This window comes from Polynucleobacter sp. HIN7, assembly GCF_030297595.1.
Taxonomy (GTDB): domain Bacteria; phylum Pseudomonadota; class Gammaproteobacteria; order Burkholderiales; family Burkholderiaceae; genus Polynucleobacter.
In genome coordinates, this window is the sequence record NZ_AP028138.1 from 298,823 (window position 1) to 323,717 (window position 24,895).

24 protein-coding genes are annotated in these 24,895 nt (G+C 38.5%); all 24 read left to right on the forward strand.

Features of this window, described 5'->3' with window-relative positions; translation table 11 throughout:
* Positions 1–60 precede the first annotated feature (60 nt).
* The 24 genes from QUE64_RS09085 to QUE64_RS01735 all read left to right on the forward strand — a co-directional run bounded on the left by QUE64_RS09085 (position 61) and on the right by QUE64_RS01735 (position 24,892).
* Positions 61–327 carry a winged helix-turn-helix transcriptional regulator gene (locus tag QUE64_RS09085; protein ID WP_353506769.1) on the forward strand — a complete coding sequence of 89 codons (267 nt, stop codon included), beginning with the start codon at positions 61–63 and terminating at the stop codon, positions 325–327.
* Positions 328–332: 5 nt separating this feature from the next.
* Positions 333–539, forward strand: a complete 207-nt coding sequence (locus tag QUE64_RS01625) for a helix-turn-helix domain-containing protein (RefSeq protein ID WP_286225631.1) — start codon at positions 333–335, stop codon at positions 537–539.
* A gap of 235 nt (positions 540–774) precedes the next feature.
* Positions 775–1,887 carry a DegT/DnrJ/EryC1/StrS family aminotransferase gene (locus QUE64_RS01630; protein WP_286225632.1) on the forward strand — a complete coding sequence of 371 codons (1,113 nt, stop codon included), beginning with the start codon at positions 775–777 and terminating at the stop codon, positions 1,885–1,887.
* Positions 1,888–1,997: 110 nt separating this feature from the next.
* On the forward strand, positions 1,998–3,410 hold the full coding sequence (locus QUE64_RS01635; RefSeq protein WP_286225633.1) for a lipopolysaccharide biosynthesis protein: 1,413 nt from the start codon (positions 1,998–2,000) through the stop codon (positions 3,408–3,410).
* Between the two features lie 92 nt (positions 3,411–3,502).
* A complete protein-coding gene (locus QUE64_RS01640) occupies positions 3,503–4,159 on the forward strand; it encodes a NeuD/PglB/VioB family sugar acetyltransferase (RefSeq protein ID WP_286225634.1) in 657 nt (218 codons plus the stop codon).
* A gap of 13 nt (positions 4,160–4,172) precedes the next feature.
* Positions 4,173–4,412 (forward strand): acyl carrier protein, encoded by a 240-nt coding sequence (locus tag QUE64_RS01645; protein ID WP_286225635.1) that lies wholly within the window; start codon positions 4,173–4,175, stop codon positions 4,410–4,412.
* Complete coding sequence (locus QUE64_RS01650; RefSeq protein WP_286225636.1) at positions 4,409–5,821, forward strand: AMP-binding protein; 1,413 nt, start codon at positions 4,409–4,411, stop codon at positions 5,819–5,821. Before QUE64_RS01645 ends, QUE64_RS01650 begins: the two co-directional genes overlap by 4 nt.
* Positions 5,806–6,888, forward strand: a complete 1,083-nt coding sequence (locus QUE64_RS01655; protein WP_286225637.1) for a LuxE/PaaK family acyltransferase — start codon at positions 5,806–5,808, stop codon at positions 6,886–6,888. The genes QUE64_RS01650 and QUE64_RS01655 overlap by 16 nt, the downstream gene beginning before the upstream one ends.
* Complete coding sequence (locus QUE64_RS01660; RefSeq protein ID WP_286225639.1) at positions 6,791–8,086, forward strand: acyl-CoA reductase; 1,296 nt, start codon at positions 6,791–6,793, stop codon at positions 8,084–8,086. The genes QUE64_RS01655 and QUE64_RS01660 overlap by 98 nt, the downstream gene beginning before the upstream one ends.
* Before the next feature lie 15 nt (positions 8,087–8,101).
* On the forward strand, positions 8,102–8,578 hold the full coding sequence (fabZ, locus tag QUE64_RS01665; RefSeq protein WP_286225641.1) for a 3-hydroxyacyl-ACP dehydratase FabZ: 477 nt from the start codon (positions 8,102–8,104) through the stop codon (positions 8,576–8,578).
* A 3-nt stretch (positions 8,579–8,581) separates the two neighbouring features.
* A complete protein-coding gene (locus QUE64_RS01670; protein WP_286225642.1) occupies positions 8,582–10,186 on the forward strand; it encodes a GMC family oxidoreductase in 1,605 nt (534 codons plus the stop codon).
* A 2-nt stretch (positions 10,187–10,188) separates the two neighbouring features.
* The gene (locus QUE64_RS01675) at positions 10,189–10,614 is read left to right on the forward strand and encodes a hypothetical protein (protein WP_286225643.1); all 426 of its coding nucleotides are present in this window, start codon (positions 10,189–10,191) and stop codon (positions 10,612–10,614) included.
* A 17-nt stretch (positions 10,615–10,631) separates the two neighbouring features.
* Entirely contained in the window at positions 10,632–11,375 is a 744-nt protein-coding gene (locus QUE64_RS01680; protein WP_286225644.1) for an SDR family NAD(P)-dependent oxidoreductase, read from the forward strand.
* A gap of 1 nt (position 11,376) precedes the next feature.
* A complete protein-coding gene (locus QUE64_RS01685; protein WP_286225645.1) occupies positions 11,377–12,219 on the forward strand; it encodes a transketolase in 843 nt (280 codons plus the stop codon).
* Positions 12,220–13,200 carry a transketolase family protein gene (locus tag QUE64_RS01690; protein WP_286225646.1) on the forward strand — a complete coding sequence of 327 codons (981 nt, stop codon included), beginning with the start codon at positions 12,220–12,222 and terminating at the stop codon, positions 13,198–13,200.
* A 295-nt stretch (positions 13,201–13,495) separates the two neighbouring features.
* Complete coding sequence (locus QUE64_RS01695; RefSeq protein ID WP_286225647.1) at positions 13,496–14,164, forward strand: hypothetical protein; 669 nt, start codon at positions 13,496–13,498, stop codon at positions 14,162–14,164.
* A 38-nt stretch (positions 14,165–14,202) separates the two neighbouring features.
* Complete coding sequence (locus QUE64_RS01700) at positions 14,203–15,213, forward strand: FkbM family methyltransferase (protein ID WP_286225648.1); 1,011 nt, start codon at positions 14,203–14,205, stop codon at positions 15,211–15,213.
* Positions 15,214–15,219: 6 nt separating this feature from the next.
* The gene (locus QUE64_RS01705; protein ID WP_286225649.1) at positions 15,220–16,293 is read left to right on the forward strand and encodes an EpsG family protein; all 1,074 of its coding nucleotides are present in this window, start codon (positions 15,220–15,222) and stop codon (positions 16,291–16,293) included.
* Entirely contained in the window at positions 16,290–17,345 is a 1,056-nt protein-coding gene (locus QUE64_RS01710; protein WP_286225650.1) for a glycosyltransferase family 9 protein, read from the forward strand. The genes QUE64_RS01705 and QUE64_RS01710 overlap by 4 nt, the downstream gene beginning before the upstream one ends.
* A complete protein-coding gene (locus QUE64_RS01715) occupies positions 17,338–18,192 on the forward strand; it encodes a glycosyltransferase family 2 protein (protein ID WP_286225651.1) in 855 nt (284 codons plus the stop codon). Before QUE64_RS01710 ends, QUE64_RS01715 begins: the two co-directional genes overlap by 8 nt.
* 3 nt (positions 18,193–18,195) lie before the next feature.
* The gene (gene asnB, locus QUE64_RS01720) at positions 18,196–20,166 is read left to right on the forward strand and encodes an asparagine synthase (glutamine-hydrolyzing) (RefSeq protein ID WP_286225652.1); all 1,971 of its coding nucleotides are present in this window, start codon (positions 18,196–18,198) and stop codon (positions 20,164–20,166) included.
* A 139-nt stretch (positions 20,167–20,305) separates the two neighbouring features.
* The gene (gene wecB / locus QUE64_RS01725; protein WP_286226140.1) at positions 20,306–21,430 is read left to right on the forward strand and encodes a non-hydrolyzing UDP-N-acetylglucosamine 2-epimerase; all 1,125 of its coding nucleotides are present in this window, start codon (positions 20,306–20,308) and stop codon (positions 21,428–21,430) included.
* Positions 21,431–22,651 carry a UDP-N-acetyl-D-mannosamine dehydrogenase gene (gene wecC, locus QUE64_RS01730; RefSeq protein ID WP_286225653.1) on the forward strand — a complete coding sequence of 407 codons (1,221 nt, stop codon included), beginning with the start codon at positions 21,431–21,433 and terminating at the stop codon, positions 22,649–22,651. It abuts the gene before it with no gap.
* Between the two features lie 99 nt (positions 22,652–22,750).
* Positions 22,751–24,892: a bi-domain-containing oxidoreductase gene (locus QUE64_RS01735; RefSeq protein WP_286225654.1), complete on the forward strand. Its 2,142-nt coding sequence runs from the start codon at positions 22,751–22,753 to the stop codon at positions 24,890–24,892.
* Positions 24,893–24,895 lie beyond the last annotated feature (3 nt).

Below are 24,895 nucleotides of genomic sequence, written 5' to 3' on the forward strand. Positions count from 1 at the left end.
ACTAATATCATAAACCGATTTCGGTAAAACTAAACCACTGTAAAGCCGCAGGATAACTTCATGGCCGCAGTCCCCACCAATCATTCCCTAGAGTTATCGGCGCAGCCCTCTCGACAGTGGCTGGCGGAGGAGTCGTTACATTCAACCACAGGCTCGGAGGCTCACTTAAGACTTCTAGGTCTCCTGGAGCAAAACACCGTCTGGACCCTGCGCCAGTTGGCTGATGCGCTGGCGGTGAGCCTTGGCAAGACCAACTACTGCCTGCGCGCTTTAAGAGACAGGGGCCTCGTCAAATGGGGTAATTTCTCGCAAACCCCAACAAGCTAAAGTACATGCACCTCCTAACCACCAAGAGCATCGCCCAAACGCTTCAACTTACCGCTCACTTTTTGCAGTGCAAGAAGCGCGAGTTCGAGGGGTTGCATAGCGAGATAGTGTGCCCGCGTGCCGAGTTGCGAGAAAACATTCCCGGCCCTGGTGCCGCATCGACCCTGTCGGCTAAAAATTACCCGTTTAGCGCGGGCGCTCCAGTGTGCTAAACCGTATGAATAAGCGAGTGAATAGATTCCAAAGTATGGCTGTCAAGATGGCTGATGGTCCATTGGGCAGGTACAGAAAAGGCATTGCTGTATTAGAGTTTAGTGCAGCAGCTATGCCGGCAGTATTTTGGATTGCGGGGGCAAGGGCTCGGAGCGGGCATTAGCGGGCTTGAGTGTCGAAAACTAATGTCTAATCGGGCAAGTCTTTTATTAGCCTCAAAGAAGATTTAATCAGATGAGCGATAAGCCAATTTATGTCAGTAAACCATTTCTTCCGCCTTTGGAAGAGTTCACTCCCTATTTGGAGCAAATTTGGAGCAACAAAACTCTCACCAATGGCGGTCCTTTTCATCAGCAATTGGAAAAAGCGTTATGTAAGTATCTTGGGGTAGATCACATTGCATTATTTAATAATGGGACGATTGCGCTTATAACCGCCCTGCAGGCTATGAAAATCAAAGGGGAAGTTATTACCACTCCTTACTCTTTTGTGGCTACAGCCCATTCGCTTTTGTGGAATGGAATCGAGCCCGTTTTTGTGGATATTGATCCCAATACTTTAAATTTAGATCCCTCGAAAATTGAAGCGGCAATCACTTCAAAAACAACAGCTATCATGCCGGTTCACTGCTATGGGCGCCCTTGTGATGTTGAGGCAATTCAAGAAATTGCAGATCGCCATAACTTAAAGGTAATTTATGATGCAGCGCATGCTTTTGGAGTGAAATGTCATTGTGGCAGTGTATTGAATCATGGTGATTTGTCCGTGTTAAGTTTTCATGCAACCAAAGTGTTTAATACTTTTGAAGGAGGAGCTGTTGTTTGTTCAGACGTTGAGATAAAAAATCTCATAAATCAGCTTAAAAACTTTGGCTTTGTAGATGAGGTTACCGTTGACATTGCAGGCATTAATGGAAAGATGAGTGAAGTTAATGCAGCTTTTGGTTTGGCCCAGTTAAATCATATTGACGACGCCCTGGAGGCGCGTAAGAAAGTCGATGCGCTATATCGATTCCAATTAAAAAATGTCAATGGGATCAAATGTCTTGAAGATGCAGGCGAAAAAGTTACTAACTATTCTTATTTCCCAATATTGGTCGATGAAACTTACTCTTTATCCAGGGATCAGCTTTATCAAAAGTTAAAAAATAACAATATCTATTCAAGACGATATTTTTATCCGCTTATTTCAGATTTTCCAATGTATAAAACATTACGATCATCTAGTTTTTCTAACTTGCCTGTTGCGCACAGATTATCGAAGCAGGTACTTTGTCTGCCAATGTATCCCGATCTAGATAGTGATGACGTAATCCGAATTACCGGATTAATAAAAAATAATCTTTAATAAACTTATCTTTAATAGTGAATTTCAGACACAACATTATTGCGAATTACGCTAGCCAAATCTACAGTGTCCTGATAGGCATTTTTATGTTACCCCAGTATATAAGTTTCATGGGGCCAGAATCATATGGTCTAGTTGGCCTTTTTACCATGCTGCAATTGTGGTTTTCAATTTTGAATGTTGGCTTAACGCCAACCCTAGCGCGGGAAACCGCCCGTTTTTATGGGGGTGCAATAAGTGTCCTTAGCTATTTGCAATTAATTAAATTCATTGAAATTATTTTTCTGGGGATAGCTTTAATTGGTGGTGGTATGTTGTATCTATTATCTGAGTATATCGCTGGTGAGTGGTTGCAGTTAAAGGAATTGCAAATTAGTGAAGTTCAGTACGTCTTAAAGATAATCGCCTTAGTTATTGCTATTAGATGGATGTGCGAATTTTATCGCGGCCAAATTAGCGGCGCCGAAAGGCAAGTATGGCTTAGCACTTATACGATCATTATTGCAAGCTTAAGATATGTTGGAATTATTGCTATATTTATGTTGATTGGTGTCTCCCCCAGCATCTTTTTTAATTATCAACTTTGCATCGCATTGTTAGAACTTATTTGGATCAGATCTTACGCAAATTCTTTGTTACCAACTCTGTGTGCTACAGAAAAATTAAATTTGTCTTTTGAGGTCATAAGACCGATAACTAAATTTTCCTTGACAATCGCATTTACTTCAACCGTGTGGATTTTTATTACCCAGACTGACAAGCTAGTACTATCTAAAGTATTGCAATTAGATGAATATGGCTATTTTACTTTGGCAGTTTTGGCGGCTAGTTTTATTATTGCAATTGGGGGACCTGTTAGTGCCGCTCTTCTTCCTAGAATGGCAAAGTTAGAGGCTGAGGGTAAACATTTCGAGTTGATTCAGGTCTATCGGAAGGCAACACAGCTGGTAACAATCGTTGCCGGTGCGGCATGCGTGACAATTGTTTTTAATGCTGAATATCTCCTTTTAGCGTGGACTGGTAATGAGTTTTTGGCGGCAAAGTCTTGGAAGATATTAACGTTATATGCCATAGGTAATGGGCTTTTGGTTCTCACGGCATTTCCGTACTATTTGCAGTATTCAAAAGGTGATTTGCGCTTGCATTTAATCAACAATATTGTATTTGTAATAATATTGGTTCCATTGATAATCTGGGCTTCTGGCAATTATGGTGGAGTAGGTGCTGGTTATGTGTGGGTTGGTATGAATCTATTTTCTTTTATTGCCCTTGTACCAATTGTTCATAATAAATTTGCGAATGGAATTAATAAAAAATGGTATCTCACTGATACGTTAAGTATCATTGCGCTTCTGGTTATAGCCGGTTATTTTTTAAATGATTTTATGATATTAAGCGAAAATCGTTTATATCGAATTGCTGAAATTTTGTTATTTGGATTGACAGTATTGATATTAGGCGTAATAGCTTCGTCAGAGTTTCGATTGAAATTTTTATATCTACTTAATTTTAGGCAAAAGTAATTTCTACTTTTCAATTAATTACTGAATGAAAAGCTGGGAAAATATATAATATAAAATTTATAATATTTTTTAATAGTCTTGAGTTGATAAAAATGATTTTATATATTTATTGTGCTGGCGGTTTTGGCAAAGAAGTTATTGATGTGGCACGTCGTAAAAATAATGTTTTAAATTTATGGACGGACATTAAATTTATCGATGATATTCGGACCGAGAATTATTATCATAACGCTGAAGTATTAAAATTTGATCAAATAACCGATGCGATAGAAATTGAAGATTCTGAATTTATTATTGCCAGTGGAGAGCCTATTGCCCGCTGTAAACTCTTTGAAAAGTTGCGGACCATAAATGTAGATTTTACAAACCTAGTTGATATTTCAAGTCTAGTGTCTGATTCAGCATTATTGGGTAACGGTGTTTTTGTGGCCCCCTTCTGCTCCATTTCAAGTAGCGTTGTACTTTCTGAAAATTCTTGCGTCAACACGATGAGCATTATTGGTCACGATGTTTGTGTAGGTAAGAATTCAGTAATTTCTTCTATGGTTAATCTTGGCGGGACATGTATTATCGGTGCCGAGAGTTATATTGGTATGGGCGCTTTAGTTAAAGAGGGCGTAAAAATTGGTTCTAACTCAATAGTTGGAATGGGGTCAGTTGTATACAACGACATCCCTGATGGCATGATTGCCATAGGTAATCCAGCTCGCGTATCTCGTCCCAACGCTGATCAAAAAGTTTTTAAGTAAGAAAGGAAATGCCATGAGCAATAAAGCTAAATATGATCAAATTTTTATTGATTCTTTCTCGGTAACGGCAGATCAATTGAATGATAAATTTGTATACCAATGTGTGCCAGCGTGGGATTCGGTTGGTCATATGGGCATGATTGCGGCCCTCGAAGATGCTTTTGGGATCATGATGGAGACCGAGGATATTATCGAATTCGGTTCATATACGATTGGCATCGAAAAGCTAAGTAAATACGGTATAGAGATATGATGTTTGGCGTTCTTGTCAGTAGACAGAACCCTAACGGCGTTGCTCTAGTCTTAGATGGGGGCATGGAAGTTAGTTATGAAATGCTTCACTCAGATATACAGCGCTTAGCCAATAAAGTACCCAAGGGGGCACTAGTATTTATAATTGGAGGCAATGATAAAGCTGCAGTAATTTTTTATTTAGCTTGCCTAGAAAAAGGGGCGGTCCCTTTGCTCTTAGGGAAAAATATTTCGCTTAAATCTTTGCATAAATTAATGCATACGTATGAGCCAAATTATTTATTTAAGACTACAATAAGCGGTCTGTCTGAAGACGGTTATAGTCTTATTTGGAAAGAGGATGAATATGGTTTGTTTGAGAGTAACGCATCCAAACCCCATGTTCTACACCCTAATCTAGGTCTATTGTTGGCCACTTCCGGGTCTACTGGTTCGGCAAAGTTAGTTCGCTTATCTTTGAAAAATTTAATTTCAAATGCAGAATCAATATCGCAATATTTAGAAATTACTCCTGAAGAAAGAGCCATTACTTCATTACCTTTTAACTATTCATATGGACTTTCAGTAATCAACAGCCATTTATTTTCTGGCGCATCAGTTGCGTTAACTAACCGACCTTTGTTGGATGCAGGTTTTTGGAAGTTTATTAATCAAGTTTATGTTACGAGCTTTGCTGGTGTTCCCTATAGCTATGAAATGCTATTGAAGTTGGGTCTAGAGCGATTAAAAATGCCATCTATTAAAACGCTTACCCAGGCTGGGGGGCGACTTGATCCGGTAAAAGTAAAAAAAATAGCTGAATATTGTTTCGCTAATGGATTAAAGTTTTTCGTGATGTACGGTCAAACAGAGGCAACTGCACGAATTTCTTATATGTCTTTAGAGGATGTGTTACGGCGACCGGGTAGCATAGGAAAAGTAATACCAAATGGTCTGCTACGGATAGAAGATATTGGTGGTAATTCTGTAAAGGTTCCTGGGGTGGTTGGAGAGCTTTTGTATGAAGGTGCTAATGTCTCAATGGGATATGCTGAAAGTTTAGATGATTTGAAATCGGGTGATATTTTTAATGGCATTCTTCGTACTGGTGACTTAGCGAGTTTTGATGAGGCTGGATATTTTTATATAGATGGAAGATTGCAGCGTTTTCTTAAAATTTTCGGGGTTCGTATTTCTTTGGATAGTGTTGAGAGAGTCTTGATGGACAAAGGTATCGAGTGTGCCGCTCATGGATCGGATGATCTGTTAATAATCTCGGTAGTTAATTTATCAGAGGATAAGTTTGAAGAATTGCAAAAAGTATTAGCTATAGATCTAGGGATTCATTACTCAGGTGTTCGGATACGAGGTATATCGGAATTACCGAGATTAATTAATGGAAAAGTGAACTATCAATGTCTGAGCCTATAAATATAGATCCGATATTAGAATGGCCCGTCTTTGGCCTTTCTCAAGAAGAAAAATCTCAGTGGCTCCTCGTTGCTTTGAAGAATTTGACCAACTGGCATGATAAGCGTTGTCCTGAATATCATTCAGTATTATCAAAAATTAAAAATGCCGAGAATATGGATTCAATTTCTGATTTACCTTTTTTACCAGTTCGATTATTCAAGAGTCAGAAATTACTCAGTATTCCGTATTCAGATGTAATAAAAATAATGACATCATCTGGCACCAGCGGTCAGAATGTTTCACAAATTTTCCTTGATAAGAAAACTTCATCAATGCAGGTTAAGATATTGTCTAAAATAGTTTCAAGCTTTATAGGTCCGCAACGTTTGCCGATGTTGGTAATAGATTGCCGAGCGACGATTGTAAATCGCTTTAAGTTTTCCGCTAGAACAGCTGGAATATTAGGATTTTCAATATTTGGTCATGATGTTGAATTTGCACTTGATGACGACATGACGATTAATTTAGACCGCGTTTCAAGATTTCTTGAAAAGTATACTGATCAGGATATATTACTCTTTGGTTTTACATTTATAGTTTGGCAACACTGGATCCGTTATTTAGAAGATGTCTCCATTAAGGTTCCAATCCGCAACGGAATTCTTATGCATGGGGGTGGTTGGAAGCAATTGCAATCGCAGGCTGTAAGCCCCAATGAATTTAAATACAGACTTAAGTCTGTCTCAGAGATCTCTCGAATACACAATTATTACGGTATGGTTGAGCAAACAGGCTCAATATTTATAGAATGTGAAGAGGGTAATCTTCATACATCTTCATGGTCTGAAATTATTATTCGCAATCCAACTGATTTCAAAGTAATGCCAAAGGGCGGCGTAGGTTTAATACAGCTGTTGTCTGTCATTCCCCATAGTTATCCTGGACATTCATTATTAAGCGAGGATGAAGGAGAGATTATTGGAGTTGATGGCTGTAGCTGTGGAAGATTGGGTACGTACTTTAGGGTTTATGGACGTATACAGAATGCTGAAGTTAGGGGATGCAGTGATACATATTCCAGATAATATAAGTAAACGAATGAAGATTTTTGTTGGAGATTTAACGCTAATTTCCAATAGACCAGTAGAAATATTTACTGATGAGCGAATTCAGTTTTTGGCGACGTTATCAAGTACTTTATTCAAGTTGCCTCAAGTTCGTAGCCTGCCGGATGTATCGACTTTTGCTTATTGGTCACGTAAATCTAATTTATTGCGACTTCGTGAACTAAGTAAGTCGAAAAGCAAATTTAAAATGGGATTGGGTTTAAGTTTCCATATTTGCCCCTCAAACGTGCCAATAAATTTTGCATTCTCTATGGCTTTTGGCTTACTAGCCGGAAATACATGTGTTATACGGCTTCCTACTAAAGAGTCTCCTACTATAAGTACTCTTATTGAGGCAATATTGAACGTTTTATCTATTCCAGAATATGCTGATATAAAAAGTGAAATTTTAATTGCAAGATTTCTACGGGATGACGAAGTAAATAAATTTTGGCTATCTGTAGCTGATTGTAAGATCGTATGGGGTGGTGATGATACAGTAAATCATTTTCGCAGCTTGCCATCACAGCCACGTTCGCGTGAAGTAGCTTTCCCTGATCGCTATTCATTATGCATTTTAAATCCGAGTGAAGTTAATCTTTTGGACAATGGCGGTCTAAAAAAACTAACATTAAACCTTTTTAACGACATATATTTAATGGATCAGGCTGCATGTTCATCCCCTCAATTGATAGTATGGATTGGTGAAGATGAAGAAGTCCGCTCAGCAAAAATGCGTTTATGGCCTGCATTAGTTGAAATTGTTGCCGATCGATATGAGTTAAAGCCGGTCCATGCTGTTGATAAGTATGTAGAAGCTTGTAATATTGCAATCAATAATGAGCGCGCGATTTCAGTAGAATGTTCTGGGAATCTCCTGTATAGGATAGAGCTATCTTCTATTTCAGTTGAACAAGATAAATATCGAGGATATTTTGGAACAGTTCATGAGATAACTTTGCGGTCTATGGATGAATTATCTCCCATGGTAAATGAGCGCTATCAGACAATCACTTATTTCGGCTTTATGCCAAACATTATTCGTAATGTAATTGCCTCACAAAAGCTTCGAGGGATTGATCGGGTAGTGCCAGTTGGTGCCGCAATTGATATGGGATTATTCTGGGATGGTTATGACATAGTTACCAGCTTGTCTCGTGAGATTGTATTTCAATAAATTGGGAGAATGATCTTGAAAGATTCTGTAGGTGAAAAATTTAGTCTAAATTGTATGGAGCTACAGGCTTATCAGCCCAATCGGTATCCATTTTTAATGATTGATCATGTTGATGAGGTTCTTCCTGGCAAGTTTGCTCGTGGATACAAAAATTTAACAATGAATGAATGGTATTTTCCGGTCCACTTTCCTGATGGCCCAAATATGCCTGGTGCTTTACAGCTTGAGGCGTTGGCTCAGATGTTGACGGTGGCCATCACCACATTACCAGGCCTTAAAGGTAAAGTAACACATGCTTTGCAACACACTGTTCGCTTTAGGAAAGAAGTTTTGCCTGGAAAAAAATTTGAAATTAATGCAGAGATAATTAGTTGGTCACGTGGCATATGCAAAGGTCGTGGTACAGCAACAGTTGACGGAGAAATTGCTTGTGAGGCTGATATGTTAATCACAATTCCAGATATTCTTGAGCAGTACCTCCCAAGGAAATAAATAATGATAAGAGAGGTTGATGTCATAGTAATTGGCTCTGGCGCAAGTGGTGCTGCTGCTGCATGGAGCCTTAGTCGAAATAATTCATGGCGTATAGTTTGTATAGAGCAAGGAAAGCAAGCGAACCCTTCAGATTACCCATCAACTCGCATGGATTGGGAGCTTGATCGTTTAGATACGTTTAGTTCAAATCCCAGTGTTCGTAAAAGTACCTCAGATTACCCTATCGATGACTCAAATTCACCGATTTCTATTGCTAATTTTAATGGTTATGGCGGCAGTACTATTTTGTATTCTGCTCACTTCCCGCGCTTCCACCCTTCTGATTTTCGAACTCGTTCTTTAGATGGCGTCGCTGAAGATTGGCCTTTGACTTATTCTGAATTGGAACCTTTTTTTTCAGAAAATGAAAAAATGATGGGTGTTGCTGGCTTGGTTGGAGATCCTGCATATCCAGATTATTCATCGTTGCTTCCCCCTGTGCCATTGGGGTCAATCGGGCGAGCTCTGGCCCATGGTTTTAATAGCCTCGGCTGGCATTGGTGGCCCTCATATGCGGCAATTAATACAGACAAGCATGGAAATCGCGGGGCCTGTATAAACCTTGGCCCATGCAATACTGGTTGCGCCCAAGGAGCGAAAAGTAGTGTTGACGTAACATATTTACCTGCTGCTCGATTACAGGGTGTCAACATTCTTACTGAATGCCGAGTTCTAGAAATTATATTGAATCCTAAGGGGCTGGCTGAGGGTGTTCTCTATGCAGATGCTTCTGGGTCGCAACATCTTCTGAGGGCCCGAGTAGTTATAGTTGCTTGTAGTGGTATTGGCACACCACGCCTACTATTAAATTCCAAGTCTACCGCATTCCCAGATGGGCTCATAAATGATACTGGTTTAGTCGGGCGAAATTTAATGTTACACCCTTTGGCATATGTTGAGGGCGTCTTCGATGTTGATATGCGTTCTAGTATTGGGCCCCATGGATGCTGTATCTTGAGTCAACAGTTTTATGAGACGGATATATCCAGAGATTTTCAAAGAGGGTATACCATGCAAGTATTGCGCGGAGCACCACCATTAGAGACTGCTATAACTGGCTACTTTATGAGACACATACCCATTGGACCTGATCATCACAAAATTTTTACATCAGTCTTTAATCGAACCGCTGGGATAGCAGTTATCTCAGAAGATTTGCCAGAATTGCATAACCGTATTGAGCTTGATTTGGAGCACAGTGACTCTTCAGGAATGCCAGGGGTAAAGGTTTATTACGCTCTCGGGGAGAATACTAAGAAAATGCTCAAACATGGAATTGATATGAGCAAAAGAGTATTAGAAGCATCTGGAGCCAAGGTAATTTCTGCATTTGCGCCCGTGAAACATACTGGCTGGCACTTAATGGGAACAGTTCGAATGGGGGATGATCCGAAAGTATCGGTAGTTAATAAGTATGGCCAAGCTCATGCGGTTAAAAATATTTTTGTTGTTGATAGTAGTATTTTTGTGACCTCAGGAGCTGTAAATCCCGTTGCAACTGCGCAAGCTCTCACGTTACACGCATGCGAGTATTTAAATAAAAATCTCGAGAGCTTAGTCGGTTAATTATGCTTAACTTAATAATTGATACGATCCTGCCAGGAGATCGCGCCTTAAATTTACCGCCTGCCTCTGAAATTAATATCGATATCTATTTAAGCAGCTATAGAAAGCAGGAGTTGATTAGTGAATTTTTGAATTTGACTAAGAAAGTTTGTTTAAATAAGTTTAAAAGTAATTTTTCAGAGCTTTCGGGTGCGGATCGTCTGAAAGCTCTCGAAGCCTGTAAAAGTGCAAATATTAGATTATTTACGGATTTTATAACAAACGTGTTAAAAGCTTATTATACAAATGCAAAAGTTCTTGAGACGATCAATTCTGGATCTATTCCTCCTTTTCCAGTCGGTAATGTTCTCGAAAACGATGATTGGGAAATTTTAGAGCCAGTCTTTGAACGTGGAAGAGTTTATAGATCCATCAATCCTAAGTTTTGATTTAATAAGGTAGAGGTATGTTGTTAAAAGATAAAGTGGCGATTGTGACTGGCGCAAATAGAGGAATTGGCTTTTCAATTGCTCGCACTTTTCTACAGAATGGCGCAAAGGTGATTGCATGCATTAGGTCTTTAGAAGCACAGCAGGAAGATTTGCAGACAAAACTCGATCCAGATGGGGTTCATAATCTTCAGTTAGTGTATTTGGACTTAAGTAAAGAGCAAGTGATTAAGTCAGCAATCAAGGTGATTATGACTACAAATCACAAAATAGACATTTTGGTGAATAACGCAGGAATTGCGAGCGGTGGATTATTCCAAATGACAACAATGAATGAGTTGCGTCGACTCTTCGAAATTAATTTTTTTGGGCAATTACTTTTAACGCAAGGGATTGTCAGACTTATGCAGCGTCATAAGGAAGGAAGCATTATCAATATCTCCTCAACAGCAGCCTGCATTGCCGATCCTGGAACACTAGGTTATGGATCTAGTAAAGCAGCTTTTGTTCGAGCATCTCAGAGTATGGCAACTGAATTCGGTAATAGCGGTATTCGAGTTAATGCAATCGCACCAGGTTTAACTAGAACAGACATGTTTGATCAAATGACGCCTGCGGCTAGGGAAAAATTGATTAATTCTTCCTCACTCAAGCGTGCAGCAGAGCCTCAAGACATTGCAAATGCGGCATTATTCTTGGCATCAAATTTATCTACATTTGTAACAGGTCAAATATTAAGAGTTGATGGAGGAATTTTTTGATATGGACAAAATGTCATACTCTGAAATTGTTGATATGGCCAAATTGATGCGCCTTAAAATGCTAGAGATTAGCTACAACTGTGCCTCAAGCACTCATCTCGGTGGGGGACTTTCAATGACTGAAATGATGGCTTGTTTATATGCTCGCATTTTACGTCATGATAAGAAAAATCCACGTTGGGAAGGGAGGGATAGGTTTATATTAAGCAAGGGTCATGGTGTTCTTGGATATTTTTCTGCCCTTGTTTCCGCTGGAATAATTTCCGACGAGATCTATAATACTTTCCAAACAAATGAGAGTGACTTGATTGCGCATCCTGTAATGAATTTGAATTTGAGTATTGAGTCATCAAATGGGAGTCTTGGGCAGGGCCTTTCAATGGCTGTCGGGATTGCATTGGCTGCGAAAAAGAAAAATGCCGCTTTTACTACTTATGTATTAATGGGGGATGGCGAGTGTAATGAGGGCTCAGTTTGGGAAGCCGTGATGTCAGCCGGTCAATTACATTTGGATAATCTTGTGGCCATGGTTGATTACAATAAGTTTCAAAGTGATGGAGTGGCTGATCAAATCATGAATTTGGGAGATCTTGCCAATAAGTTTCGTGCATTCGGTTGGGATGCACACGATATTGATGGACATAATATTATAGAGCTTGTTAATTCTTTAGAGGCGCCAAAAGTAGAGGGTAAGCCCAGGGTTATAGTTGCCAATACTATAAAAGGTAAAGGCGTGTCTTTTATGGAGGGCAATAACGAATGGCATCACAATCGCCTAACAAAGGCAAATTTTGATTTAGCTGTTGCAGAGGTAAGTAACTCTGCTATAACTCTGGAGAGGTAAATGTTTGATATTACCCCTACTAATGCAAGACAGTGGTCACGTTTAGGATCTCGAGGTGTTTTTGGTCAGGCCATCCTTGCCGTTGCTGAAAATAATCCGGAAATGATTGTTATATCAGCTGATCTCGGTAATTCATCTGGTCTAGATCGCTTTAAAAAAACCTACCCTGATAAGTTTCTTAACATAGGTATAGCGGAGCAAAATATGATTGGGGTCGCTAGTGGTCTTGCAAAAGAAGGATTTAATGTTTTTGCAACATCATTTGCACCATTTATTTCGATGCGTGCCTCAGAGCAAATTCGAATGAATTTAGGCTACATGGAGATGAATGTTAAGGCTGTAGCAATTGGAAGCGGTATTTCCATGGCTTTTTTAGGAAACTCTCACTATGGAATTGAAGATGCTGCCGTGATGAGATCCATTCCAAATTTGACGGTCGTATCGCCAGCTGATTGCGCTGAAATTTTTAAGGTCGTGGAGGCTGCCTCAAAGTTCAAAGGCCCAATGTACATAAGATTAACTGGAGCGGTGAATAATCCCCCTGTTTATACAGAAGACTATCAATTTGAAATAGGTAGAGCGATAACTCTTAAAGAAGGCTATGATATAAACATCGTCGCTTGCGGGACCATGGTCTATGAATCTTTGGAGGCGGCCAAGATTCTTGAGGAGCAAGGAATATCTGTTGGAGTAGTGAACATGCACACCATAAAGCCTCTCGATGCTCAAGTTATAAACAAAATTATAAGAAAATCGAAACTATTGGTTACTATTGAGGAGCATTCAGTAATTGGGGGGTTAGGCAGCGCAGTAGCAGAATATGCATGTCAATTTAAAGATATCCCACCTCAACTTAGACTTGGATTGCCGGACGCCTTTGGTAAAACTGGCGAATATAGATATCTGTTAGAAAAGTATGGGCTTGTGGGCTCAAAGATTGCAGAAAACATCAAAATCTTTTTTAATAACTTAAAATGTTAATGTATTAGTTGAGTTGGTATGTTGAGCATTAAAATTTCGTAAAAATGTAAAAAAACTAATGAAATATGATAAACCTTCTAGAATCAGAAAAAAAAATTATTGCAAATAGGCATAGCCTTAAAAATGCATTAAAAAAAAAATTAAAAATTTTTTTAGATTTGTCTATTTAAATTTAATTTTAAATGCAACAGATCAAAAATTTGATTCGAACACAATAATTTTAAGTAGAAAAATACATATTTTTTACAGGCATGTTGAGCGAAATAATGATGATCTACAAAGATTTCCAGAAAAGATGAGACCATCATGGTTTTCATATGAAAAATGCTTTAAAAATCTTCTAGACACAATATCTTTAGATGAGCTTGGTAAGGATGTCTGTATAAACATTTTATACGATGGAACTAAAGAGGGGCTAAACAAAGATTATATTTGTAAATATAAGAATTACAGAAATTTAAATATCAAAATTTTTCTAGTTAATGCTGGTTCAGAGCTTGGATCCGTTTTAATCATGACTAGACTTATAGCAAGTTTAAATTTACCTCAAAATGATCTTATTTATATTCTTGAGAATGACTATATCCACCAAAAAAATTGGGTTTCAAAAGTTATTGAAGTATATAATGAAAAAAGAAATTTTTTTGATATTTTGACACTATACGATCATCCTGATAGGTATAAGCAAAAAAAAGATCTTAATTTCAAATCAAAGATTATAGCTGCTTCTACTCAGCATTGGAGAACCGCACCTTCTACATGTATGTCTTTTATCATGACGCAAAAAGTTTTTCTAGAAATTTATCCTTTGTTGCGCACTGGGATCTCAGATAATCAAATTTTTAAAAAATTAAGACGAAGAGGTAAAAGATTAATATCTGCGATCCCAGGGTTGTCAACTCACGCCATGACTGAGCATATGAGCCCTTCTATTGAATGGCAAAAATTGATTGAGAGCGTTTAAAAGCTCGAGAAGTAAAAGTTATTTAATTAAAGTAAATAATGAAAATTTATACTAATCCTAAAAATCCATTTTCCTTGCTCGAAAAAAATTTATTAGTCCGCTTGTATTCAATTTATCCAAATTTATCTAATAGACTTTTTAAATCAATCAAACTGATTAAGGCTCCATTTTATATTTTACATTTAATAGTAAATTTATATGGTTTAAAAAAACTAGTAAACCGAATCGATAGATTTCTAACTGCTAAGGTAACTTTTGGCAATACAAAAAAATTGTTTACTATTAGAGATACTAATTCTCAATTTCATTCTATTTATTATAATTGCTTTAGAGATGTTTACGAGCCTGATGTAACATCAGCTATTTCACTTTTTCTTAATGAAGGAGAAACCTTTATTGATATTGGCTCAAATTGGGGGCATCATACTTTTTATGCTGTTTTGTGTAAGAAGGCGAAGTCTATAGCCTTTGAGCCTAATCCAGCAGTATGCGATGACATGAAGAGAATAGCTATGGAGTTGGGTGTTGAGGACAGTGTTGTATGCCATAATCTAGCGCTGTCAAACTTTACAGGTGACATCCAATTTGTACAGGAGTATTTTGAGTCAGGAATCGTATCAATAAATAGTGAATTTACCAGCCTAAGCTTAGCAACAAAAAAAATATTAGATCAATTAAAAAAAATTTTAAAAATAAACGGTATTAAGATTAAATCTACGGTGGTTAGTCTAGATTCAATGAATATTGCGTCAGCAAAGCTTATAAAGATTGATGCTGAAGGTGCCGAATTAAATATTTTATATGGAGGTTTGGAGACCTTAAAAAGGTGCAGGCCGTTGGTTATATTTGAATATCACTCCTCAAATCTTGAGAGGCTAAATAATTATCTTGATTACTTCAGGAGTATTAACTACATGTTAAAAATAATTGACTGTAAGTGGTCGGATAAGAAATATTGTTTTGAGCTTAACTCCGTTGAAGACATAGCAAAAAATAAGCAATTTAATTTACTGGCAATTCCTAAAGAATACAAAAACGTTATTGCATAATATTTGGTGGAAATTTATTATTTAATCCCGGCACTAGCAATCTCTGCTGGTTTGCTGTCGATTCTTGGTAATAAATATGATCAAATATATTTATTATTCTTTTCTGTAGCTATTTTTTTGATATGTGGCTTTAGATACAATTCAGATATTGATTACCCTGGTTACTTTGAGATTTATGAAAGAATACCAGCTTTAACCGATTTAGGCGCTGACGATTTCAAGTCAATTTATGGTGAGCCACTATTTATACTAGCTGGATCGTTTTTTAAATTATTTACAAGCGATTATCAACTTTATTTAATTATATTAGTTGCTATCTCAATTTTTGGAAAAGCATTCTTTATAAGTAAATTCACTAGGTATAGCTCTGCTGCATTTGGCATTTATCTTTGCTTTCATTTCATCACCGTAGAATTTATTCAGGTCAGGTGGGCAGTATCTACAAGTCTTCTTGCACTCAGTCTATTTTTTTTAATAAACTTTCGTTATTTATATGTAATTATTTTTGCCATTTTAGCAATTAATTTTCATTATTATAGTTCTGTAATAGTTTTAATTATATTAATAGCATACTTTGTATCAATAAAAAAAGCTTATTTAATTTTTTATCTTTGTTCAATCATTTTTTTACTGAAATTATTTGATATATTTGAATTTTATAGAATTAGCGATATAAATTTTTTCAGTAATTATATAAAAAATCAACTTAATACATATGGTAACAATGATGTAAGTATTGGTTTTCTTGGGATTTTGAGGGTCTTTTTTTGTATATTTTTAGCTTCAATAGTCCCAGTTGGCTATTCAAGAGAAATATTAATATTAAAAAAAACCTTAATAATTTCAACCTCTGTAGCTCTTATTGGATATTTAATCGGTACAATTTTTTATTATAGGACGCTGGTTTTTTGTGATCTAATTTTCTCGGTTATTTTATTCTCGAGAATGACTTTAATTAATTCAAAGTATTACAAATTATTATATTTTTTAATTATATTATTGTATAATTTATGGTTTATAATTGATATTAATAATAATATTTATGGCAAATTTATTACGGAATACATTTTTTTGAAATGAAGTTAGAAAGTATTCGTACTATTTTAGTAATTAATCACCAAGGCATCGGTGATATTGTTCTTTCAATACCTATATATTTGTCTCTTCGTGAAAAATATCCTGGTGCAAAAATATACTCTACTGTAAAGGGATTCTCTGAAAGCACAATCCTTACCTTTGCAGGGCTTTCCGATAAATTTATTTTTACTGAAGTACTAAGTAGTGGATTTTTCGAAAAGTTTAAATTTTTATTAAAAATATTTCAGTATAAATTTGATTTAGTTGTTGTACCTGCCGGACAAAATATCAGAAATGCATTAATAATTAGTTGGTTAACTCGCTCCAGATACTCACTTTCATTCTACAAGAATAATTTTCAAAAATTTTTAATTACAACCCCAATTTCTTTTCCATTAAATATCAACAGAGTTTTCAGGAATCAGATTATTTCTGCACAAATTCTTAATAGGGATTGTTGTAAATTATTGCCATTGCTATTCCCGTATAGTCAAAGTACACCGTCTGATCATAATTCAAAATTCAAGATGCTTAATTCTAGGTATATAGTTGTGCATCCCGGTAGTGGCGAACTAGAAAAGCATAAAAGATTTAATCTTCATCATTTGTCTAATCTTATTAAACTAATAATCTCTTCATATGACTTGCAGATAGTTATAGTTGGCTCCCCACAAGAAAAATCACTTTCTGAAAGTCTCATTTCCATGGTTTTGTCGTCTAATCTTGTTTCGTTGGTTGGTAAAACTTCATTAGTTGAAGCGATGGGGGTTGTCTCGAAATCAATTATGCTGATATCTGGCGATTCTAGTTTTATGCATATTGCAGCAGCATTTAAAGTTCCAACGTTTACTTTTTTTGGGCCAACATCTTCTGAGGAATTGGCTCCAACTTGGGCTCCGCACTTCACTTACTCGTTAAAAATGCCTTGTAGCCCATGTTATCCATATCTTTTAACTGGGTGCGGTAATACTATTTGCATGGACAATGTCAAGATAGATTCATTATTTATGTCTTTTAGTAATTTTTTTAATACTATAAACTTACAGAATGAGTAAAATATATGCTGTAGTTGTTAACTGGAACAATTATCAAATTACATTGAGATTGATTGAAGCTCTTATCTCACAATCGATTCCATTAGAAATTATTGTTGTTGATAATTGCTCAAGCGATAATTCTGTTGCAGTGTTGGAAAGCGAATCTAATGACAAATTTTTTTTAATTAAAAGATCTACTAATGGGGGGTTCGGCCAGGGTTGTAATGATGGAATTATTTTTGCCTTAACTAAATCGGCTAAATATATTTGGCTAATTAATAATGATGCAGTACCAGATATAAATTGTGCTTACGAGTTATTAAGAATAGCGTCCTCTGATAATACAATTGGAATTGTTGGCGGCTGTATTATTGACCCTGAAAATTTTATCCTTCCGCACTGCGGCTCCGTTGTGTCACCCTTTTCTCTGCAGTCAAGATACATATTCGACCAGTATTCCCTGCAGAATTACCGATATAGTTTTGTAACAGGCGCATGTATGTTTATTAATTGTGCAATATTTTCTAACAAAAACTCTCTTTTTGATCCGATGTATTTCATGTACTGGGAAGATCTTGATTTTTGTATGAGAGTTAAGCGTCATGGTTACAAGTTGTGCGTTGCCCCTGCTGCTTTGTTAACACATTCTGCTGGTACTAGCAGCAAGGATCTGCAGCTAAGTCGCCACGATTGGCAAATAAACTCCTCTTTAAGATGGGTAAATAAGCACTACCCAATTAGATATTATGGCTTTTTCATTATTTTTCTAAAAAATATTATTAAAAGTATTTTTGATGGAGATTTAAATCGTCTTCTTCTTACATTGAAAATATTCTCTAGGCTTCATTTTTTAAAATGGCGATGAGTTATGTGTGGAATATTTGGAATATTCGGTTATAAAGGATCGTATATTCAAATCCTTGAAAGTGCGAACTTTGTTATGCGACGTCGAGGTCCTGATGGCTCTGGCACTTGGTTTGACGATGCAAAAGCCATTGGCTTATCTCATGTGCGCTTGGCTATTCTAGATACTTCAAATGCCGGATCTCAGCCAATGATTTCGACTAATGGCCGTTACATAATGATTTATAACGGGGAGATTTATAACTATCGGGAATTGAAGAAAGAGCTCGAAGACTTGGGTGAGACCTTCTTGGGCAGCTCAGATTCTGAAGTTTTTCTTTCGCTTTTCTCTCGATATGGAGATTCTTGTTTTTCGAGGCTAAATGGAATTTTTGCTGCCGCTTTTTGGGATTGTGAGCTTGAAATATTAACTCTTGTGCGCGATCCGATGGGTGTTAAACCTTTATATTATTCACAGTCTCCAGGGAATAAATTTAGTTTTACAAGCGAGTTGAAGGCGCTGTTGAGAAACGGTTTGATACATCCAAAGTTAAATCCACAAGCTGTTTTGGCTCATCTTGGTTATCTATGGTCTCCGGGTCCTGACACCATTATTCAGGATATAAAAAAACTAATGCCTGGATATTTCATGAAAGTTAAGGCTGGAAAAATTCAGTCTTTCCAGCAATACCACAACTGGTCTGCGATGTTATTGGAAGGTGATTCTTCTACCTCAGCTGCCGATTGGGCGCTACGTGTTGCCTCAAGCGTCAAAAGCGCAGTTGAAAAGCAAATGGTCTCCGATGTGCCTCTCGGTGCTTTTTTATCAGGCGGCCTTGATTCATCAGCTGTAGCTCTTTTCGGTCAACATTACTTAAATTCTAAAAGCCCAGGGTCCGCTAATAGACTGCAGTGTTTTAGCATTGATGTGGGTGAATCGCCCTTCTCTGCTGAGGGGTTCTCAGATGATTTGCCGTATGCTAGAAAAGTAGCAGAGCATATTGGTGTAGATTTGCATGTTGTACGAGTTGGAAGCGAAATGATGAATAGATTATCTGAAATGATTTATTTTTTAGATGAACCCTGCTCAGATCCCGCTGCACTTAATACATTGTTTATTACAGAGTTTGCTAGATCATTTGGAATAAAGGTCCTTTTGTCAGGGGCAGGTGGCGACGATATTTTTACTGGATATCGCCGTCACTTCGCTTTAAAACAGGAGCGATGGTGGGGTTTTTTACCAGAATCAGCCAGAAAAGTTTTACGGATTGGAGCTGAGCACCTGCCTACCTCAACGAGCACGGGGCGACGCATTGCTAAAGCTTTTCAATATGCAGACAAAGATAAGGATCATCGGCTTGTTAGTTATTTCCTTTGGATGGATCCTCGGCGAGCTTTGGAATTATTGACACCAGATTTTCGAAGTGAACTGAATGAGGAAAGTATGTATGCGCCTCTTTTAAAAACTTTACATTATGCCCCGGCTGAGTTTGATTCGATCAGCAAAATACTATTTTTGGAGAGAAAACATTTTTTGGCCGATCACAATCTTAACTATACGGATAAGATGGCAATGGCAGCAGGAGTTGAGGTTCGTGTCCCATTATTGGATTTGGATTTAGTTAGTCTTGCAGGAATCATTCCTAGCTCATTCAAACAGAATGGCGTTACTGGAAAGTGGATTTTTAAAAAAGCGATGGAGCCATATTTACCTCACGAAGTAATTTACAGGCCCAAAACTGGCTTTGGTGTGCCATTACGTCAATGGATGCAAGGTATTTTAAGACCCCTAGTTGATGATGTTCTATCAAGATCTAGCCTGCTTAATAGGGGATTATTTGATCCTAAAGCTGTTGATGCTTTGGTAAGTGCCGATAGGATTGGAAGAGTGGACGCCACTTATACTATTTTTGGAATTATTTGCCTTGAGCTTTGGTGCCGTCAATTTATAGATGGAAATTTTTCGGTGGATCCTTTTATCGAAGTTATCCATTAACTCTTGTCTGGTAGCATGTAATTAATAATTACTTATAAAATAAATTAAGACTTTTATGATGAGTAAATTTCATCCTAATTTTTATAAAAGCTAATTTATTTCCCATTAAGATAGGTTTATAGAATTGAAAAAAAAAGTTATGCTAGCTTTTGGTACGCGCCCGGAGGCCATAAAGATGGCCCCCCTTTATCACGCATTAAAAAAGTATCCAGATGATTTTGAAGTTCTTGTCTGCGTAACAGCTCAACACCGTCAAATGCTTGATCAAGTATTGAGGGTGTTTGATATTACTCCTGATATTGATTTGGACTTAATGGCTCCTGGCCAGGATCTTTTTGATATCAGCGCGACAGTACTGTTAGAAATGCGTGCTGTTTTGACAAAATATAAGCCTGATCTACTATTGGTACATGGAGACACAACTACAACCTTATCGGCAGCATTGGCTGGTTTTTATAAGGGTATACCAGTTGGGCATATTGAAGCTGGTTTACGAACATTTGATATGTCTGCGCCTTATCCAGAGGAATTTAATCGCCAGGTGGTTAGTAAGGTGGCTACCTTGCATTTTGCCCCGACAAAGTTAAGTCGCGATAATCTTTTGCATGAAAAAATTAATGATTGTTCCATAACGGTTACTGGGAATACGGTAATTGATGCCTTACTTTGGATATTAGATCATATTGAATCAAGTGTGGATCACATGAATTCCATCAAGTGTTTCATAGATAGCAAGCTTCCTTTTGATTGGATTAATGATCGATTTATTCTCATAACTTGCCATAGACGCGAAAACTTTGGAGATGGATTTTTACAAATTTGCCGAGCAGTTAAAATGCTTGCCGAAAGATTTCCAAATGTTAGTTTTGTGTATCCTGTACATCTAAATCCCAATGTACAGGCTCCAACTCGAGAAATCCTTTCTGGAATAACAAATGTGCACCTTTTAGACCCATTTGATTACGAACCTTTTGCTTATCTACTAAAAAAATGTTATTTGGTTTTAACTGACAGCGGAGGTATTCAGGAGGAGGCACCGAGCTTGGGTAAGCCGGTATTAGTTATGAGGGATGTTACAGAAAGACCTGAGGCTGTTGAGGCCGGAACTGTGCGCCTAGTTGGGGCAAATCAAGAGCAAATCTTTTCTAATGTATCCGTTCTTTTAGAAAGCCAGCATAATTATGAGTCTATGTCTAAGGCTCATAACCCCTATGGCGACGGAAATGCAAGTGAGAGAATAGTTCAAGTCCTGAGGAATCTTTAAATGCAAAAAAAGTCGGTATGTATTATTGGACTTGGATATATAGGTCTCCCAACGGCCGCATTACTAGCTTCTAACGGTTATGAGGTAATCGGGGTGGATGTCAATCAGCAGGTTGTAGATACGATTAATCAAGGGCGCACTCATATCTTGGAGCCTGATTTAGATGCTTATGTAAGATCCGCTGTCGCTAATGGAAAACTAAAGGCTTTTACTAGACCTCAAGTTGCTGACATTTATATTATTTGCGTCCCAACCCCATTTCATAAGTCAGCGGGCATTCCTCAGCCAAACATAGATTATGTACTTGCCGCTGCCGATAGTATCAAAGGCTTAGTTAAAGCAGATGATCTTATTATTTTGGAATCCACATCTCCAGTTGGTACAACTGAAAAACTTTCCCATGTTTTTATGAATTCTGAAAATGAACTAGATAAGTTAAATATCGCCTATTGCCCGGAGAGAGTACTTCCTGGAAAAATAATGGTCGAATTAGTTGAGAATGATCGTATCGTCGGCGGCCTCACAGACAGAGCCACCAAAAGTGTCAGTGATTTTTATCGAACTTTTGTGCGCGGTGCAGTTTTGGAAACTAATGCCCCTACTGCAGAAATGTGCAAGCTAGCTGAGAATAGCTATAGAGACGTTAATATTGCATTTGCCAACGAGCTTTCACTATTAAGTGCTAATGCAGGAGTAGATGTTTGGAGATTAATTGAGCTAGCGAATCGTCATCCGCGTGTTAACATTTTGCAGCCTGGTACGGGAGTTGGGGGGCACTGTATTGCAGTTGATCCATGGTTCATAGTTGCGCGTGATCCAGAAAACGCTAAACTGATTAGAACTGCTCGTGAGGTAAATGACTATAAAACGGATTGGGTAATTAATCAGATTAAGGAAGCTTTAAACAAGGTTGAGGATGAGTTAAGTCGTAAAGCTAAGTTAGTTTGTTTGGGCTTATCTTTTAAGCCTGATATTGATGATTTGCGGGAATCCCCAGCGATTCACGTTGCACTTTCCTTACAAATGCAGGGATATAGAGTGTTGGCTGTTGAACCCAATATAAGCTCTCATGATTTACTTGAATTGGCGGATTTGGATGATGCTTTAATTAGTGCTGATGTGATAGCAGTATTGGTTAGGCACAAGGAATTTGTTCAATTAGAAAAAACTGGCTCCCTCAAAAATCGATACGTGTTAGATTTTTGTGGGCTGAACCTCTAAAGGTCATTTTTATTTTAGATCGGGGTAAATTTATTGGGGTAATCCCCCAAAATTTAAATATCCTAAGACTCAGTTCTTAAAAATAATATTGAGAGAGATATGAAGCAAGTTTTGCAAGATATGGTCAATGGGGAAACTATCGTTGCAGAGGCGCCATCACCCCAGGTCTCCTCTGGAACATTGCTAATTAACACTAGTGTGACATTGATTTCTGCTGGTACCGAGAGAATGTTGGTCGATTTTGGTAAAGCCTCGTATCTCCAAAAGGTAAGGCAGCAACCCGAAAAGGTAAAAATGGTTCTTGAGAAGGTTAAGACAGATGGCTTGATTAGTGCGTATGAAGCTGTGCGTTCAAAACTAAGTCAGCCGCTACCTCTTGGTTATTGTAATGTTGGTGTGGTTACAAAGGTCGGATCTGATATTCAGGGCTTTAAAATTGGTGATAGGGTGGTGTCCAATGGTCCGCATGCGGATGTTGTCAAGGTGCCAAAGAATCTTTGCGCCTTCATTCCAGATACGGTGGACGATGAATCTGCGGCTTTTGTGGTGGTGGCGAGTATTGGCTTGCAGGGTATCCGTTTGGCACAACCTACGCTTGGTGAAGCTTTTGTAGTCACGGGTTCGGGTTTGATTGGGTTGCTGACAGTGCAGTTGCTTTGCGCCCAAGGTTGCCGAGTGCTCGCAATTGATATTGACGAGTCCAAGCTTGCTCTGGCACGGCAGTTTGGTGCGCAAACTTGCAACCCCGGTATAGGTGAAGATCCTGTGGTCGCTGGGATGGAGCTGAGCCGCGGCAAGGGGGTGGATGGAGTAATCATTACGGCATCCACGCAATCGAATGATCCTGTGATACAGGCTGCGCGTATGTGTCGAAAGCGAGGGCGCATTGTACTGGTAGGCGTGACAGGGCTTGAGCTTAACAGGGCCGATTTTTACGAGAAGGAACTAAGCTTTCAGGTCAGCTGCTCTTACGGACCGGGCCGCTACGACCCAGATTATGAATATAAGGGGCTAGATTATCCACTGGGTTTTGTACGATGGACTGAGCAGCGCAATTTTGAAGCGGTTCTAGATATGCTGGCTAGCGGCCGGTTGGATGTGAAGCCACTCATTACTCATCGCTTTGCTTTTGAAGATGCGGCTAAGGCGTACGAGTTACTAACGATGGATAAGGCTAACCTAGGTATTTTATTGCAATACACATCACCAGTTTCGCAGCGAATGGTACGTCAGCTTTCCCTTAAGCCTGATATAAAGTTTGATCCGCAACGACCTGTATTGGGTTTTATTGGTGCAGGAAATTATGCCTCACGAATGTTGATTCCTGCATTCAAGAACGCTGGGGCTCAGTTCCATACTATTGTCACAGCAGGGGGTATAAACGGTGTGATCCACGGTGAGAGGTCTGGTTTCGCTGAGGCGTCTACAGATATGGCGACACTTCTAGCTAATCAGTTGATCAACACAGTAGTGATTGTCACACGTCACAATACACATGCAAATTTTGTGGCACAGGCTTTGAAAGCAGGCAAACATGTATTTGTGGAGAAGCCATTGGCAATCAACTATGAAGGTCTTGATATAGTCCGCTCGGCATATGATGCTGCGCAGTCCCGGACTGCAGTCGGCGGTGCGCAACTCATGGTGGGCTTCAACCGTCGTTTTTCTCCACAGGTGCAAAAGATGAAGGTGCTTCTAGAGAAGGTGAACGAGCCCAAAAGTATCATCATGACTATAAATGCGGGGACGATTCCTGCCAATCATTGGACACAGGACTTGGTCATTGGTGGTGGGCGCATTATCGGCGAAGCCTGTCACTTCATTGATCTCATGCGCTTTCTGGCGGGCAGTCCGATTGTGTCCATCCAGGCTCGTCGCATAGGGGATCAACCTGGCATCGGCATCACCGAGGACAAGGCCTCGATCACTTTGGGTTTTGAAGACGGTTCCTTTGGTACCATCCTTTATTTGGCTAACGGAGCGGCCAGTTTTCCAAAGGAACGAATAGAGGTGTTCACGGCTGGTAGTGTGCTGCAACTGGACAACTTTCGCAAGCTAAAAGGTTATCGTTGGCGAGGATTCAATAAGATGAACTTGTGGAAGCAGGACAAAGGACAAAGGGCTTGCGCCGCCGCATTTTTGCAGGCCATTGAAACAGGTACGCCGGCCATACCTGCAGATGAGATTTTTGAGGTGGCACGAGTCACCATTGAAGTGTCAGAGCTGTTGCGCAGTCAATGACGA